We start from the raw sequence: 16,543 nt of genomic DNA on the forward strand, positions 1-16,543 counted from the left end.
TAGGCTGCGGTCCCGGAGAGGCGGCATCGCCGCGTTCGCTCTCTGCGATTGCACGGCTTAGTATCGGAGGAAAGATGGGATCGCGTGGAGGATTACTCTTATAAATTCCGCTACAGACCGGTCGGAACCAAACCGAGGAACGTGAAGAGAACTCCCAAGGCGCCAAGCGCCTCTTCCAAAAAGAGGAGCTCCCTTCGCCTTCGCGGCAAACGGCGGACGAAGGCGGACCGCAACGTGCGCGTCACCCGCATCGCGAGTCCGAACAACGAGCCGACCGTCGCCGTAAACCCCTTGGACGAGAATACGATCGTCTCGTCGTACAACGCGGATCTCGTTCCCCTCGGGCTAGCGCGCTCGACAAACGGCGGGAAGACGTTCGACAACCGGATTCTGCCCATCCCGAAGGGGTTCGAGGTCGCCTCGGATCCCGTGCTGGATTCGGGCTTCCCTGTCGGCCATACCCGGAAGGGCTTCTTCCTTCTGGGAGGCCTGGCTTTCAACGGCTCCGGGGAAGACGGGACGATCTACGTTCAGAGGTCGGTCGATAACGGCAAGACGTTCTCCGCTCCGATCGTCGTGAACAGGGGATTCGGAGAGAGAATCTCCAACGACAAGCCGAACGTCGCCGTGGATAAATCCGCCGCCAGCCCTTTCATCGGGAACGCCTACATCAGCTATACCCGGTTTTTCGACAACGGCCGAGGCTCCGTTATTTTCTTCCATAGGTCGACGGACGGAGGACGAACGTGGTCTAAACCCGTCCGGATCTCGGAGGTCAGGGTCGGATTTCCTTTCGTTCAAGGTTCCAGCATCGGGATCGGACTCTCCGGGGAAGTCTTCGCGGCATGGATCGATTACAACGGGGACCGATCGTCGATTCGGGTTCGACGCTCGGACGACGGCGGAGTCACCTTCGGCCCCGACGTATCCGCAGCCGCGATCACCCCGATTCAGGACCCTCTGCCCGTTCCGGGATGGGACTTCCGGGTGCTTACCTTCGCGAATGTCAGGGCGGACACGTCGGGCAACTTCCCCGGCGCCGTGTACGCCGTCTGGGACGATCTGAGCGAAGGGTCCGCCAACGTGCTGCTGGCCCGTTCCGTCGACAACGGGGCGACCTGGTCGGATCCGATCCGAGTGAACGACAGCCGTCTCGGCACTCAGAATTTTTTCTCCGCGGCTGCCGTCTCTCCCCATACCGGAACGGTGAACGTGATCTATTACACGAACCGAAGATCCGGGAAGCGAATCGACGTTTACCTTGCCCGATCCAGGGACGGGGGACGATCGTTCGAACGAAATCTCCGGATTACCGACAAGTCGTTCAACCCGAACGCCGATCCTACGTTCGGCACGCCCAGCACGTTTATCGGCGACTATATCACCACGGCTTTCAAGGGAGAGAGCGATCTATCGGTGTGGACGGATACCCGGACGGGGCGCCAAGAGATCTTCTCCGGCCGTGCCAAGCGGAAATGACGAGAAGGACCTTAACGTAAAGAGGCATTCCCCTGCGGCCACGTCGCCGCGGGGAATGCCTTCCGCCAGGCTTGCCTAAATGTTCGGCCTCACATGTAGCCCGGAGGCTGCTGCTGCCATTGCGGCGCCGGCTGGTACGCCCAATTGCCGAACGCCTGGGGCGATTGGGAGGGGATCGCGCTTTTGCGCTGCTGCACGAACTGGTTCGTCTTCTGCTGGGTGGACTGGTATTGCTTGAACTGCTTGTCGATCTCCTGCCGCAGGGCGGGAGACGCGGCGTTGTACATCTTCTGCTGGGTCATGGCGGTATACAGCTCGCCTTGCATCGCCAGCGTCGTGTTCATCAATTGGGTGAATTGCTGGCGGACCGTCGGGCAGACCGATTCCGTCGCGGCCGTCGCGTACTCGCGGGTCACCCGCTTCAGGTCGGCCAACACGGTATAGGCCAGATCGCCGTCCGGCATGAATGGTTGTTGTTGGGAAGCGTACATAGGTTGGCTACCTCCTCTTCACTTGTCGATTCGGGTCGTCGTCGGCGTTCGCCGGATTAGGATTGCGGTTGGGTCGGGGCGATCGCTTGATGCTGCTGCAGGCAGTTGAGCAGCGCTTGATAATGCTGCATGTGCACCTGGGATTGATGCAGAAGCACTTGCTGGATTTGCGGGTTCGTGCAGGAAGCCGCGGCCGCCGTGCACTGCTTGATGAGCAAATCCTCGTTCGACATGGAATCCGCGATGTACTCCAGCTCTTTCGCGGTGATCGGCATGAGGTTCACTTGGCGTTCCTCCTTTTTCCATCCTTGGTGATCAACAGGCGTAGTGTGCCTCGTCCCTCCGAACGTTATGCGCCAAGCGGGCATAAAAAAACGCCGCCCCTCCGGCCCCGAAGGCCGGACGGAACGACGCTTATCACTTTGCTGTATAGCCGCGAGCGACCTCTCAGAATATCCCCATGCTCAAGTAACGCTCGCCGGTATCCGGGGCGATGCAGAGCACGCGTTTGCCCGGGCCGAGGCGCCTGGCGATCCGCAGCGCCGCCCAGACGGACGCGCCGGACGACGGGCCGAGGAGCAGCCCTTCCTTGCGCGCGAGCAGCCGCGTCGTCTCCAGCGCGTCGTCGTCCTTGACCCGGACGATCTCGTCGTACACGTCCGTGTTCAGGATCTTCGGAACGAACCCGGGGCTCGTTCCGACGAGCTTGTGCGGCCCGGGCTGGCCGCCGCTCAGGACCGGGGAGCCGTCGGGCTCGACGACGGCGATGTGCAGCTTCGGCAGCGCCTCGCGCAGCGTCTCGCCGGTGCCCGTGATCGTGCCGCCCGTTCCCGCCGTAGCGACGAAGGCGTCGAGCCGTCCTTCCGTCTGCTCGAGAATCTCGCGGGCGGTCGTTCTCCGGTGAATGTCGGGGTTGGCCGCATTCTCGAACTGGTTCGGCATGTAGCTGCCCGGAATCTCCTCCAGCAGCTGCCGCGCCTTCGCGATCGCGCCCGGCATCCGCTCGGCGGCCGGCGTCAGCACGACCTCCGCCCCGTAGCCGCGCAGCAGGGCGATCCGTTCCGCCGTCATGTTGTCGGGCATGACGAGGATCAGCCGGTAACCCTTCGCGGCGGCGTTCATCGCGAGGCCGATGCCGGTATTGCCGCTCGTCGGCTCGACGATGACCGAACCGGGCGCGATCAGCCCCTTCGCTTCGGCGTCGAGGATAAGCCCCAGCGCCGCGCGGTCCTTCACGCTTCCGCTCGGATTCATTTTCTCCAGCTTCACCAAGACCTCCGCGTCTTCCGGACCGACGAGCCGGTTCAGCCGAACGGCCGGCGTGTCGCCGATCAGCTCGGTGACCGAAGCGTACATTCTCGTCATGCCCGTCCCTCTCTCCGATTCCCTCGTCCCCCGCTCAGCCTCTGGGCCAAGCGGCTCCTGTCGTTCTCGCCAAGCGCATACTGCATGGCGAAGCAGGAAGGGCAGACGTACGCCGTCATGACGAACGGCGCTTCCAGCACCGGCCGCCCCAGCTCCTCCGGCACCCGGGGGACGAACTCGTCCGCGCCGACCGTCCTCTCCCCTGCCTCGAGCATATACTCGCGGCATTGCGGGCATTCCGGAACGACGTCCTGCTCGTCGAGCAGGCTCTCGACCGTCTCCTCGTAGGCGAGAAGGCTTTCGTTTTTCTCCCGGAGATCTTCGTCCCGTTCCCAGCCAAGCCCTTCCTCGCCGACCGAGAACGACTCGTCTTCGCCGTCCTCGTCCTCCTCGTCCTCTTCCTCGTCGTAGCCGCCGATGTCGATGCGCAGCGTCCGGTAGCCGTCCAGCTCGTTCTCGCAGATGGGACAGAACTTCTCCGGCTCTTGGCCTTCCTCCTGCGTCACCTCGCTCTGGCACCACGGACATACGATGACCGCCATATTACCCCTCCATTACCATATAGATAATCCCGATCGTAAAGAAAACGACGGCGAACGCCAGAAGCGTGCCCCACAAATACTTCATCCGCTTGATCCTCCCGCCCGGCGCGCTTTATCCGTAAGTGACCGCGGCTCCGATAATATAGGATAGAGATACCGACAAAATGAACGCGATCGCCCCGACGGCCCGATTGTCCTTCGAGATCTCCTCGTCGATCCGGAACACCGGGGTCAGGAATTCGAACAGGAAGTACCCGACGAGCAGCAGAAGGAATCCGACGGTGGCCCACAGAAGGCTCTCGTAGATCGTATCCTGGGCCTGGATGGAGAATCGGAAGATGTTGCAGATTCCGAATATCTTCCCGCCGGTTGCCAGCGCCACCGACAAGTTGCCCTTGCGGATCTCCTCCCAGCAGTTGTACTTGGTCACCCACTCGAAGCAGGCCAGACATACGATGAGCATGAGAATGCCGACCGAGAAATAAGCCAGCATCGCCGCCACCGGGTGAGCCATCAAGGAGTCGACCGCTCCCGTATCCTGCATGCTTCCCGCGCCTCCCGTCTTGTCAATTCAGCTCCGCCACGGTCACTCCCGCGCCGCCTTCCCCGTAGTTGCCGAGGCGGTAGCTCTTCACGTGCTTGTGCTTGCGCAGGAAGTCCTGGATGCCCGCGCGGAGCGCTCCCGTGCCTTTGCCGTGTATGATATAGACCGAACCGAGGTTGGCCAGGAACGCTTCGTCCAGGAACCGGTCGGTCTCCAGCAGCGCCTCGTCGAGAGTGGTTCCCCTGAGGTCCAGCTCGGACCGGACGTTGTCGTCCCGCGAACGCTGAACCGTCGTCACGTGAACCGCCGTTCGGGCGGCCGCCTGGGCCGGCTTGCGCACCGGCTCGAGATCCGACAGCGGCACCTTCATCTTCAGAATGCCGAGCTGAACCAAGGCCTCGTCTCCGGAGGTCAGCTCCACGACGTGGCCCTTCTGCCCGTTCAGGCTGTATACCTTCACCTCGTCGCCGGCTTCGATCTTCGCGGGTTTGCCTTCCGGGGCGCGCCGCGGCTTCTTCACCGGGTCGGGAATCGAGTCCTCGAGCTTCCTTCTCGCTTCGATCAGCTTGTGCTCCTTGACCGAAGCGCCTTCCTCCATCGCCAGCCTGCGCAGATCGGAGATGATCTCCTCCGCCTCGCGCCGCGCTTTGACGACCGCCTGCCTCGCCTCTTCGCGAGCTTCCTCCATGAGCTTCGCCTTCTGCTCCTGGAACTTGAAGCGCTCGTCCTCGATCTGCTGCCGGAGCGACTCCACTTCGTTGCGGAGCCTCTCGGCCGTCTGGCGCTCCGATTCGGCGCGCCGCCGGTCCTGCTCCAGGGAAGCGATCATCGTGTCCACCTTCAGCTCTTCCTCGCTCACTTCCCCGCGGGCGTGCTCGATGATGGACTTCGGCAGGCCGAGCCGCTCGGCGATCGCGAACGCGTTGCTTCGCCCGGGCACGCCGACGAGCAGCCGGTAGGTCGGCCGCAGCGTCGCCACGTCGAACTCCATGCTGGCGTTGATGATGCCGTCCCGGTTGTAGGCGTACGCCTTCAGCTCGCTGTAGTGGGTCGTCGCCACGATGCGGCAGCCCAGGTTGTGAAGGTGCTCCAGAATCGCGATCGCCAGCGCCGAGCCTTCGGCCGGGTCCGTGCCCGCCCCGAGTTCGTCCAGCAGGACGAGGCTGCGCGAGGTGACCTCCGAGAGCATCCCGATCAGGTTCGTCATATGGCTCGAGAACGTACTGAGGTTCTGCTCGATGCTCTGCTCGTCGCCGATGTCGGCGTAGATGCCGTCGAACACGCACGCCTGGCTGCCGTCGTCGGCGGGGATGAACAGCCCCGACATCGCCATCAGGCTGAGCAGTCCGACCGTCTTCAGCGAGACCGTCTTGCCGCCCGTATTCGGTCCGGTGACGATAATGGCGGAGTATTCTTCCCCGAGCTCGATATCGATCGGAACGACGTTCTTCGAAGAGATAAGCGGGTGCCGGGCCCGCTTCAACCGCATTTTGCCCTGGTCGTTCACCTCGGGCAGCGTGGCGAACATCGAATCCGCGAGGGCGGCCTTGGCGAAAATAAAATCGATATACCCGAGCGACTCCGCGTCCGAAGACAGCAGCTCGGCCTTCTCCCCGGCCAGCTCGCTGAGCCGGCGCAGGATCCGCTCGATCTCCTTCTGCTCGCGCAGCTTCAGCTCGCGCAGCTTGTTGTTCATCTGCACGACCGCTTCCGGCTCGATGAACAAGGTCGCCCCGCTGCCGGACGTATCGTGCACGATGCCGCCGAAGTGCGACCGGTATTCCTGCTTGACCGGAATGACGTACCGGTCGTTGCGGATCGTAATGAGCACGTCCTGAAGCATCTTCTGCACGGACGACGAGCGGATCAGGCTGTCCAGCTTCTCTCTGGCGCGGCCTTCGTTCACCCGGATGTCCCGCCGGATGGAGGCGAGCTCGGGGCTCGCCGCGTCCAGCACTTCGCCGGTCTCGTCGATGCACCGGCGAATCTCGTCCTCCAGCGGCTTCGCGTCGATCAGCGGCTCGCACAGGTCGCTCAGCAGCGGGATGTCGATCTCGTCCGCGACGGCCGCCGCGTATTTGCGAATCCGCCGGGAGCCCATGATCAGCCCGGCGATGTCCATCAGCTCGGTCGGGCCGAGCACGCCGCCGAGCCTCGCCCTGGCGAGCGACGGACGGACGTCCGTCACGCCGCCGAACGGCGGATGGCCTTTAAGCGCCACCGCCCGCACGGCTTCGTCGGTGGCGGCCAGCCGGCGCTTCACTTCGGACGCGTCCGAGGACGGCCGAAGCTTGCCGGCCTCTTCCTTGCCGAGCGACGTGGCCGCGGCCTCCGTCAGTCGCGCGATGATTTTGTCATATTCCAATGTATAGAGCGCCTTGTCGTTCACGGCGTAAGTTCCAACTCCTCTCATCCCTCATTATAGCTCAGCCGCCGCCGCTTGCGAAACCTTCCACTCATAGTCCTCCGGAAGAAGGTTACACTAGCCCTATTACCGGTTCTAACCGGAACTCTGACAGAAGGAGGGAACGAACAATGAACTTCCTCGGACATGTCGTTCGCTTCATCGTCTCCGCGATCGTCATCATGATCGTCGGATACATCGTGCCCCGCTTCTCGGTAGGCGGCTTCTGGAGCGCCTTGATGCTCGCTCTGGTCATCGCCTTGCTCGGCTGGGTCATCGAAGGCATCTTCGGCAAGCGGGTTACGCCGTTCGGCCGCGGCATCGTCGGCTTCCTGGCGAGCGCGCTCGTCATCTGGCTGGCCCAATTCGTCGTCGGCAACGTCCACGCCACGATCCTCGGCGCCTTGCTGGCCGCGCTCGTCATCGGCATCGTCGACCTGTTCATCCCCGTCGCCAGCCCGTTCCGCGCCGGGAACAACAGCCGCAGCCGCGCTTAACCCGCCTCGTCCCGTCCGACGGCGAGAGACGAACCCCCGCGCATGACGCCGCGCGGGGGTTGTCTTCGTCCGGAGATAGCAAGCCCTTTGCGTCCGCGGCCGCCCGCCTTTTTACCTCCTCATCCGCTATATGTCCACTTCCCGGCGCCCGGCGCCCGGCTAGTTGGTCCGGCTTCCTTCGGGCAGCTCCCTTCGCGCGGCTTCCTTCAACGTGACCCGTTCACGTAACTCCCTTCACGCAGCTCCCTTCTCGTAGCTCCCTTCACGTAGCTCCCTTCATGTGCACCCTTCACGAGGCTCCCTTCGCGCAACTCCCTTCGCGTGCTCCCTTCGCGCGGCGCGGCTCCCTCTGCGGATGTCTTCCCCCGCTTCGATGTGATATGATGGACAGGAAAAATGACCTGGGGGGATCTTAATGCGGAGCAAATGGGCCGCGTTGCTGACTTCCGCCGCGCTGGTCGCGGCGCTGTCGGGCTGCGGCGGCGGGAACGGCGGCGACAAGGCGGCTTCGTCGTCCGCGGAACCGCAGACGGCATCGGAGCAGCTCGTCGTGAAGGCGTCCAACTGGAAGTTCGACCAAGAGGAGTACACCATTCCGAAGGACACTCCGGTCGAGATCAAGCTGGTCAACGAAGAAGGCGCCCACGGCCTGCAGATCAAAGGAGCCGACGTCAAGCTGAGCAACGGCAAGACGTCCAAGATCGTCACGCTCAAAGAAGGCACCTACGAGATGAAATGCAGCATCGTTTGCGGCACCGGCCACTTGGCCATGACGGCCAAGCTGGTCGTGAAGTAAACCGTCCGCCGCGGGAACGGCATCCCATTCCGGTTTTCCGGAGAGAGGATGCCGTTTTCGTTTTTATTAGGACTAACTTCGCGGAGGGACTACACCTCCGATATATAGGCCATGTTTGTCGAAAAGCCGCCGGACTAGCCGATCTCGTCGCAAACGGTCGAACGATTAGGCCGAACCCCCGCGTCGCTTGCCGTCGAATCGTCCCTCTATCCCTTCCGCTCAGGGGTGAGTCTGCACATCCCTTTTCCTACCCTTATCCCTTCCGTTCAGGAGTCTTCCCAATCCTCTTCCCATTCCACTCCTCTTCTCTCCTCTTCACTCCGCTTCTTTCCGCTTCTCTCCTCTTCTCTTCCCTTCTCCTTCCCATCTCTTCAACTCGCCTTCCCCTTCTGTCCCCACTCCTCCCATTATCCCGTTCCGTCAGGGAACCGCTCATCCATGCCGTTCTTAGATCAACGTACCCCTATCCCCTCCATTCAGGTAGCGTCCGATCACCGTCTCTCCTGCCCCTATCCCATTCTGTCAGGAGGTTCGTGTCCTGCGCTCTTTGCCCTAACGTCCCCTTATCCCCTCGGATCAGGAAAGTTTGCGTCAATGGGTTAACTTTTTTCAGGTCCAGTTGAATAGTCCGGTCCTTCTTCCACTTAATGATGGGAGAGTCTGCTGAGACCGTTCGCCCGTTCCTGAATCAAAGGGATAGTGGTATGTGGCACCTTTTCTGAGTGAAAGGGATAGTGGTATGCGGCACCTTTTCTGAGTGAAAGGGATAGTGGTATGCGGCACCTATCTGAGTGAATGGGATAGTGGTATGTGGCACCTTTTCTGAGTGAAAGGGGTAGCGGCATGTGGCACCTTTTCTGAGTTAATGGGATAGTGGTATGCGGCACCTATCTGAGCGAAAGGGATAGTGGCATGTGGTGCCTATTCTGAGTAAATGGGATAGCGGAATGTGGCACCTTTTCTGAGTCCATGGGATAGTGGCATGTGGCCTAACTTTCGGAAATATGGAGAGAGCAGCCCGTTCGGTCCATCCTGAGCGTAGGGGATAAAGCCATGTCAACCCGTTACGACCAGTGGCAGCCTGGACCATACGCCCTTGAAACGGATGGCGCCAAAAAACGGCCACGCCCCGACAGTTCCCGGAACATGGCCGCTTCTTTTTTTCTTAAAATCAGGTTTGATCCTCGAGCATGTCGATCCATTCGTTGTATTCGTTCTGAAGCTTCGCGTATTCCTCCTGTAGGGCTTCGAGCTCGCGGCGAACGGAGAGAAGCTCCGTCTCGAGACGCTCGACTTGGGCGCCGGACTCCGGATTCGGCTCTTCCCGACGGGCGGCCAGCTCTTGCTGCAGCGCCTCCACCTCCGCGGCCCGCTGCGTCTGCAGCCGTTCCAACTCGGCAGCGCGCTCCGCCTCGAGAGCTTCCATTGCGGCCGCTTGCGCTCTCGCCGCTTCGAGCTCCCGTTCGGCGGCTTCCGCCGCTTCCTTGCGCCGGTCGGCTTCCCGCGTGAGCTCCGCCAGCCGATCTTCCAGCGCCTGCGCTCTCTCCTCCGCTTCCCGATACTTCTGCTCCAGCGCCCCGGTTCTTTCCTCCGCTTCCATGCTCTGCAGCTCCAAGAGCTCCGCTCTCTCTTCCGCTTCCTTCCGCTGCTGCTCCAACGCCTGCGCTCTTCCTTCCGCCTTCAGGCGTTGCTGCTCCAGCGTCTGCGCTTTGTCCTCGGCTTCCCGTCGCTTCCGCTCCTGGGCCTGGGCTCGTTCCTCGGCTTCCAGCAGCCGTTGCTCCACATCATGCGCTCTCTCCTCGGCATCCTGCCGTTGCTGCTCCAAAGCCTGCACTCTGTCCTCGGTATCCCGCCGTTGTTGCTCCAGCGCCCGCGCTCTCTCCTCGGCAACCTGCCGTTGCTGGTCCAGCGCCTGCGCTCTCTCCTCGGCATCCCGACGCAGCTTCTCCAGCGCCTGCACTCTGTCCTCGGCTTCCAGCCGCTTCGACTCCAGCTCCTGAGCTCGCTCTTCGGCTTCCTTCCGCTGCCGCTCCAGAACCTGCAGCTGCTCCCGCATCCGGGCCGCGGAATCGTTCATCGTCCGTTCCTGCTCCGCCAGCTCGTCCAGCAGCAACGCGAGTTCGTCGCGTTCCTTCTCGGCCAGCTCGCGGGCCGTCCGCTCCGCCGAGAGCCGCTCCTCGGCTTCCTCCTCGAGCGCCTTCCGATCCTGCTCCAGCGTCGCCGCGGCTTGGCTGGCCTCCTCGTAATTCCGCCCGAGCCGGGCGATCTCGTCCTCAAGCCGCTTCCGGACGGAGGTCCATTCTTCCTCCTTGGTCCGCCATCCGCTTCTCTCTGCGTCCCACTTCGCCAGATCCGAGCCCAGCCTCTCCAGCTCCGCGCCCAGCTTCTCCAGCTCCGCCCGATGCGAAGCCTGGAGCGACGACACGTTCGCATCGCGCTCCGACTGCAGAGACTCCAGCACGGAATCGTATTCCGAGCGCAAAGCGTCCAGGCTTGCCGACTTCTCGGCCTGCACCTTCTCCAATTGTGCCGCATGCTTCGCCCGGAGCTCCTCCAGCTTCTGCTCGTGCCCCGACCGGACGGATTCCAGCTCGGCGTTCAGCTCGGTTTGGACCGTCTCCAGCTCTTCCTTGAGCTCCATCTGAACAAGAGCCAATTCGTCCGCATGGTCCGCCCGGAGCTTCCGCAGTTCGGCCGCGTGCTCCGACCGGAGCTCCTCCAGCTCGGCGTCCCGTTCCGCCTGCAGCTTGGCCGCGAGCTCGGCAAGCTCCTTCTCCAGCTTGTCCCGCTCGGCCATATGCTTCGACAGAAGCTTCTCCAGCTCGGAAGAATGGTCCTCGCGCAGTTTGGCCAGCTGCTCGGCATGCTCCGTCTCGAGTCTCTCCGCCTTGGCTTCGAGCTCGGTTCGAACCGCTTGCCGCTCCGCGTTCGCGGCCTCCCGTTCCGAGCGCAACGTGTCGATTTGCTCCTCGTAATCGGTTTGCATCCGCTCGATCTGTTCCGCATGCTCTCTCCGCAGCTTCTCGAGCTGTTCCGCGTGCACGGCCTCCAGCCGCTCGGTCTGACTCTTGTGGTCGCCGCCCATGAGTTCGACTTGCTCTTCGTGCTCCATTCGCATCAGCTCGAGCTGCTCCGAATGCTCGGTCTGCATTTTCTTGATCTGCTCCGAGTGCTCGGATTGCAGCTTCCGGATCTGCTCCGCGTGCTCGGTCTCCATCCGCTCGATCTGCTCCGCGTGCTCCGCCCGGGTCTTGTCCAGCAGGGACGAATATTCGGACAGCAGCGCTTCCGACCGCGACATGAGGATCGTTCTCTCTTCCTCCAGCTTCGCTTCGTGTTCGGCCGCCAGGTCGGCCAGCTTCTTCTCGTAGGAAGAGATTCCGGCTTCGATCTCCTCGGCGTGCGAAGCCTTCAGCAATTGAAGGAAGCCTTCGTGCTCGGAGGTGAGCGCGCTCAGATCGGCCTCGTACCCCGCCTGCAGCTTGGCCAGCTCTTCCTCGTGCGCTCTCAGCAGCTCGGCCTTCTCTTCCTCGTGGGACCGCTTGATCGCTTCCGTCTCGTCCGAGCGTCTCTTCTCGGAGACGGAGAGCGCCTCCCGGGCAGCCGCGAGGTTCGTCTGGGCTTCCGCCAATTCCTCCTGGGCGAAAAACAGCCGTTCCTCGAAGTCGCCCGCGACCGATTGCAGCTTCTCCTCGAATTCGGCGGTCGTCGTCCGCAGCTTCGCGTCCCACTCCTCCCGAATCGAAGACGCCTCTTCCTCCGAGCGCCGGACGAGCTCCGCCGTCTTCTCCTCGTGCTCCTTCCGGAGCGCGGCCAGCCGCTCCTCGTAATCCGCCGCGATCCCTTCGAGCAGCTCCGCGTGCTTGCGGTTCGACTCGGCGAGCTCCTCCCGGGCCTGTCGCTGAACCGTTTCCAATTGCTCGCGGAGCGAGTCCGCCTCTCCGCGCGTCGCGTTCAGCTCCTCCTCCAGCCTCTTCCGCTCGTTCTCTTCCTGCAGCAGCCGCTCGTTCTCGCGCCTTAAGCGAAGAAGCTCGTCCGCCATGTTCACGGAGGCGAGCACGCCGAGCTTGGACAGATCCAGCCGGGGGGAGCCGTTCGAGATCTTGTGCATCTGCTCGTTGACCATGTTGGCCACGCGCTTCATGTGATCCGTGCTCGAGTGTCCCGTCAGCGTATATTGCGTTCCGTATATGTCAACCGTTACGCGTGTCCGATCGTCAGCATTCACGGTTTGTTCCTCCCAACCTCTTTAAGAAAAAATCGCAGCGAATCCACCGCGCGCACCGAACGTCCGGGCCGCTCCCGTAAGGATGGCGGCACATCGGTTGGAATGCGTCATGATGTATTCGCTGCGCGTCTTGCCGTTTCCTGCTTATTTTCTCAGCTCGGCTCCGAAAGATTGTTCCAATTCTGCCAGCGCCCGCTCGTGCGACGCCGTTACTTCCTCATCCGTCAAAGTTCGATCCGAATGTCGATAGACGAGCGCCAGCGCGACGCTCTTCTTGTCCGCGCCCAAGCGCTCTCCCGTGTAGACGTCGAACACGCGGACGGACTCCAGCAGCTCGCCCGCCGCCGACCGGATCGCGGAAGCGAGCGCCTCGCCCGGCACCTCGCGGCCGACGACGACGGCGAGGTCCCGCTCGACCGCCGGATACCGCGGCAGCGGGCGGTACGCGATGTCCCCGTCCGCTTCGGCGTACAGCGGAGCCAGCTCGAGCTCCGCCGCGTAGACGTCGCCGAGATCGAACTCGCGCTGCAGGTCGGGGTGAATCTGGCCGACGTAGCCGATCGTCTCGCGGCCGTTCTCCGTCGCCAGCGTAAGAGCCGCGGTGCGGCCCGGATGGAAGTGCTCCGGCTGCGCCGCCTCGTAGGCGATTTTGCCGCTTACGCCGAGTCTCTCGAAGACGGCTTCGAGAATGCCCTTCGCGTCGTAGAAGTCGACCTTCTCGGCGGCCCGGTTCCAGGCGGGAGCCGTCCGGTTGCCCGTCAGCAGGAGCGCGAGCCTCGGCTTCTCCTTCGGAAGACCGGTCAGCGGGGCTTCCTTGGAGTGGTAGACGTTCGCGATCTCGAACAGAGCGACGTCGTTGTTCTTGCGCGATTGGTTGTACGCGGCCGCTTCGAGCAAGCTCGGCAGCAGCACGGTCCGCAGCACGCTGCGCTCCTCGCTCATCGGCATGGCCAGCGGGATCGGCTTGCAGCCGTCGTCCGCCCCGTTCAAGTCCGGGAACAGGCCGGCCGCCTGGGGCGAAGTGACGCTGTAGTTGATCGCTTCGTACAGGCCGCTGCCCGTCAGCAGACCGCGCAGATCGCGGCGAATCGCCTGCGGCTTCGTCAAGGAGCCGGTCGTCGTCGGGCCTTCGATCGGCGTCGTCGGAATCTCGTCGTAGCCGTGCAGGCGGGCGACTTCCTCGATCAGGTCGACGTCGAGGTGGACGCCTCCGCGCCGGGTCGGCACGGTTACCTGCCAGACGTCGTTCTCCGTCTCGGCCGCTTCGAACCCGAGCCGCGACCAGATCGTCTTCACCTCGAGCGAAGACAAGGACGTGCCCAGGAAGCGGTTGATCTTCTCCAGGGATAGCGTGATGACGGACGGCTTCGCTTCGGAGACGATCGTCTCGACGACGCCTTCGGAGACGACTCCGTCCGCGTACTTGCCCATCAGTCCGGCCGCGCGGTCAAGCGCTTCGCGAACGCGCCCCGGGTCGACTTCCTTCTCGAAGCGCGCCGACGCTTCGGAGCGGAGGCCGAGCTGCCGCGAGGTGCGGCGGACGCTGCCGCCGTCGAACCGGGCGGACTCGAGGATGATGTCGACGGTATCGTTCGTCACTTCGGAGTTCAGTCCGCCCATGACGCCGGCGAGAGCGATCGGCTTCTCGGCGTCGGTAATGAGCAGCATGTGCGGCTCGAGCTTGCGCTCCTGCCCGTCGAGCGTGACGAGCGTCTCGCCTTCGCGGGCGAGGCGGACGTCGATCCGCCCGCCGGCGACCTTCGCCGCGTCGAACGCGTGCAAGGGCTGGCCGTACTCCAGCATGACGTAGTTGGTGATGTCGACGATGTTGCTGATCGGGCGGATGCCCGCGGCGATCAGGCGATTCTGCATCCACAGCGGGGAGGGGCCGATCTTCACGCCTTTGATGAAGCGCGCCGAGTAGTGGCTGCACAGCTCCTTCGCGCTGATCGTCACTTGAACATGGTCGCTCGTTTTGTCCGTCGATGCGTACAGATCCTTGGAGGGATCCGGCAGGCGAAGCGGCCGGCCCGTCAGGGCGGACGCCTCGTAAGCGACGCCCAGCATGCTCAGGCAGTCGGAGCGGTTCGGCGTCAGATCCAGCTCGAGGATGGAGTCGTCCAGCGCGAGCACGTCCAGAATGTCGGCGCCGATCTCCGAGTCCGCCGGCAGGATGTACAGCCCTTCCTGCTGCTCCTTCGGCAGCAGCTTGTCGTTGATGCCCAGCTCGCGCGCCGAGCAGAGCATGCCTTGGGATTCGACGCCGCGCAGCTTCGCGCGCTTGATCTTCAGGCCGCCCGGGAGCTCCGCCCCGACGAGCGCGACCGGCACCTTGAGGCCCGCCGCCACGTTAGGCGCCCCGCACACGATCTGCAGCTCCTCGCCCGTGCCGGCGTCCACCGTGCAGACGCTCAGCTTGTCGGCGTCCGGATGCTTTTCCCGCGTTTTGACCAATCCGACGACGACCTTGGAGACGCCTTGGTTGCGGGACGGCACCGAGTCGATCTCGATGCCCCCGCGGGTCATCATCTCGGCCAGCTTGGCCGGTTCGATGCCGCTCAGATCGATATATTCGTTCAACCAACGGTAAGATACGTTCATGGGTTCAGGTCCGCTCCTTCCCTACATTCGGGCGAATTGCCCGAGGAATCGAAGATCGTTGTTGTAAAAATGACGGATGTCGTCGACGCCGTACTTGAGCAGCGCGATGCGCTCGACGCCCATGCCGAAGGCGAAGCCCGTCACTTCCTTCGGATCGTAGCCGCCGTATTCGAGCACCTTCGGGTGCACCATGCCGCAGCCGAGAATCTCGATCCAGCCGGTATGCTTGCACATCCGGCAGCCGTGCCCGCCGCATTGCGCGCAGGTGACGTCCACTTCGGCGCTCGGCTCGGTGAACGGGAAGAAGCTCGGGCGCAGCCGGATCTGCGTCTGCGGACCGTACATCGCCTGCACGAATTGCAGCAGCGTCCCCTTCAGGTCGCTCATCCGGATGTTCGGGCCGACGACGATGCCTTCGATCTGGTGGAACATGAACGAATGCGTCGCGTCGTCGTCGTCGCGGCGGTACACCTTGCCCGGGCAGATCACCTTGAGCGGAGTTTGGCCGTTCGCGGCGCGCATCGCGCGAATCTGGACCGGGGACGTGTGCGTGCGGAGCAGGATCTCTTCCGTCAGGTAGAACGAGTCCTGCATGTCTCGCGCCGGATGGTTCTTCGGCAGGTTGAGCGCTTCGAAATTGAAGAAGTCCGTCTCGACTTCCGGTCCTTCCGCGATCCGATAGCCCATCCCGAGGAAAATATCCTCGATCTCCTGAGTCACCTTCGTCAGCGGATGGATGGTGCCTTCACCGCGCGATTTGCCCGGCAGCGTAACGTCGATCGTCTCCGCCTGAAGGCGGCGGGCCGTCTCGGCGCGGTCGAACGCCTCCTGCTTCTCGGCGATGACGGCTTCGATGGCGGCGCGAACCTCGTTCGCGATCTGCCCGATGACCGGCCGCTCCTCGGCGCTTAGCGCCCCCATTCCCCGAAGCACTTCGGTGAGCTGGCCTTTTTTGCCGAGATATTGCACCCGCAATTCGTTTAGCTGCCCCGGGTCGGCTACCCCGCCGAGCTGTTCCAGCGCTTCGCGCCGGAGTCCTTCCAATTTGTCTCTCATTGGACGCGTCTCTCCTTATCCGGAAAAATAAAAAAGGCCCTTCTCCCCCGTGAAAGGGACGATAGGACCGTGGTACCACCCTTGTTGGAACGTCCGCCGCGCTCGGCTCGATCGCCGATGACGACCGCTTGGAACATTCCCGCTCATGCGCGGCGTAACGGGCCGCTGCCGTTCCCCTCTACTGTCCGCCCGCGGCGAAGTTCAAGGAACTGCTCCGGAGTGAATTTCGGCAGCCTGATTTCCTAGGAACGCTCCCAGTCTCCGGCGTTCCCTCCCTGAGAGGAAGGCGCTGCGTACTTGTCTCCATCGACGCATTTGTGCAAACTATTAGTTCGTATTATAGGGGAATGCGAGGCCGCAATCAAGTCGGTTCGGGAAAAGGGGCCGGGCGGACGCCGCCGACGCCGCCCGGCGCGCCGCCAACGCCATCGCGCCAGGCGGCATGCCAGAGCGAGCCGATGCCGGAGCCGAGCGGCACCGCGCGGGAGATGGCGGCGTGGACGAACGCCTTGGCGGCGCGGCACGCCTCCTCGGCGGAGC

General features: G+C 63.1%; 13 protein-coding genes and 1 other annotated feature. Of the genes, 3 read left to right on the plus strand and 10 right to left on the minus strand.

The genetic code is table 11. The annotated features are described in order from the left end of the window. The first annotated feature begins 84 nt into the window (after positions 1-84). Positions 85-1,479, plus strand: coding sequence for a sialidase family protein (locus H7B90_RS09800; RefSeq protein ID WP_221481978.1), 1,395 nt, complete (start codon positions 85-87; stop codon positions 1,477-1,479). An 89-nt stretch (positions 1,480-1,568) separates the two neighbouring features. On the opposite strand, the gene H7B90_RS09805 is transcribed toward H7B90_RS09800, so the two are convergent. The 6 genes from H7B90_RS09805 to H7B90_RS09830 form a co-directional block, all read right to left on the minus strand. Next, positions 1,569-1,970 carry a spore coat protein gene (locus H7B90_RS09805; RefSeq protein ID WP_185135683.1) on the minus strand — a complete coding sequence of 134 codons (402 nt, stop codon included), beginning with the start codon at positions 1,968-1,970 and terminating at the stop codon, positions 1,569-1,571. Positions 1,971-2,026: 56 nt separating this feature from the next. After that, on the minus strand, positions 2,027-2,245 hold the full coding sequence (locus tag H7B90_RS09810; protein ID WP_185135706.1) for a hypothetical protein: 219 nt from the start codon (positions 2,243-2,245) through the stop codon (positions 2,027-2,029). A gap of 172 nt (positions 2,246-2,417) precedes the next feature. Further along, positions 2,418-3,335, minus strand: coding sequence for a cysteine synthase A (gene cysK, locus H7B90_RS09815; RefSeq protein ID WP_185135684.1), 918 nt, complete (start codon positions 3,333-3,335; stop codon positions 2,418-2,420). Beyond that, the gene (locus H7B90_RS09820; protein ID WP_185135685.1) at positions 3,332-3,877 is read right to left on the minus strand and encodes a hypothetical protein; all 546 of its coding nucleotides are present in this window, start codon (positions 3,875-3,877) and stop codon (positions 3,332-3,334) included. The genes cysK and H7B90_RS09820 overlap by 4 nt, the downstream gene beginning before the upstream one ends. A 112-nt stretch (positions 3,878-3,989) precedes the next feature. Then, positions 3,990-4,421 (minus strand): DUF350 domain-containing protein, encoded by a 432-nt coding sequence (locus H7B90_RS09825; RefSeq protein WP_185135686.1) that lies wholly within the window; start codon positions 4,419-4,421, stop codon positions 3,990-3,992. Between the two features lie 22 nt (positions 4,422-4,443). Further along, positions 4,444-6,810, minus strand: coding sequence for an endonuclease MutS2 (locus H7B90_RS09830; RefSeq protein WP_185135687.1), 2,367 nt, complete (start codon positions 6,808-6,810; stop codon positions 4,444-4,446). A 146-nt stretch (positions 6,811-6,956) separates the two neighbouring features. On the opposite strand from H7B90_RS09830, the gene H7B90_RS09835 reads away from it, so the two are divergent. Continuing rightward, positions 6,957-7,322 carry a phage holin family protein gene (locus H7B90_RS09835; protein WP_185135688.1) on the plus strand — a complete coding sequence of 122 codons (366 nt, stop codon included), beginning with the start codon at positions 6,957-6,959 and terminating at the stop codon, positions 7,320-7,322. A 415-nt stretch (positions 7,323-7,737) separates the two neighbouring features. Continuing rightward, on the plus strand, positions 7,738-8,118 hold the full coding sequence (locus tag H7B90_RS09840) for a cupredoxin domain-containing protein (RefSeq protein ID WP_185135689.1): 381 nt from the start codon (positions 7,738-7,740) through the stop codon (positions 8,116-8,118). A 253-nt stretch (positions 8,119-8,371) separates the two neighbouring features. Here the strand turns inward: H7B90_RS09840 and H7B90_RS09845 are convergent, their stop codons facing one another. The 4 genes from H7B90_RS09845 to pheS form a co-directional block, all read right to left on the minus strand. After that, complete coding sequence (locus tag H7B90_RS09845) at positions 8,372-8,554, minus strand: hypothetical protein (RefSeq protein ID WP_185135690.1); 183 nt, start codon at positions 8,552-8,554, stop codon at positions 8,372-8,374. Between the two features lie 735 nt (positions 8,555-9,289). Then, entirely contained in the window at positions 9,290-12,346 is a 3,057-nt protein-coding gene (gene zapA / locus H7B90_RS09850; RefSeq protein WP_185135691.1) for a cell division protein ZapA, read from the minus strand. A gap of 144 nt (positions 12,347-12,490) precedes the next feature. Continuing rightward, on the minus strand, positions 12,491-14,947 hold the full coding sequence (gene pheT, locus H7B90_RS09855) for a phenylalanine--tRNA ligase subunit beta (protein WP_185135692.1): 2,457 nt from the start codon (positions 14,945-14,947) through the stop codon (positions 12,491-12,493). Between the two features lie 21 nt (positions 14,948-14,968). Then, the gene (gene pheS, locus H7B90_RS09860) at positions 14,969-16,003 is read right to left on the minus strand and encodes a phenylalanine--tRNA ligase subunit alpha (RefSeq protein ID WP_185135693.1); all 1,035 of its coding nucleotides are present in this window, start codon (positions 16,001-16,003) and stop codon (positions 14,969-14,971) included. Positions 16,004-16,054: 51 nt separating this feature from the next. Continuing rightward, positions 16,055-16,322: a binding site (T-box leader), on the minus strand. Between the last annotated feature and the right edge of the window lie 221 nt (positions 16,323-16,543).

The organism is Cohnella xylanilytica, assembly GCF_014212175.1.
Lineage (GTDB): Bacteria > Bacillota > Bacilli > Paenibacillales > Paenibacillaceae > Cohnella > Cohnella xylanilytica.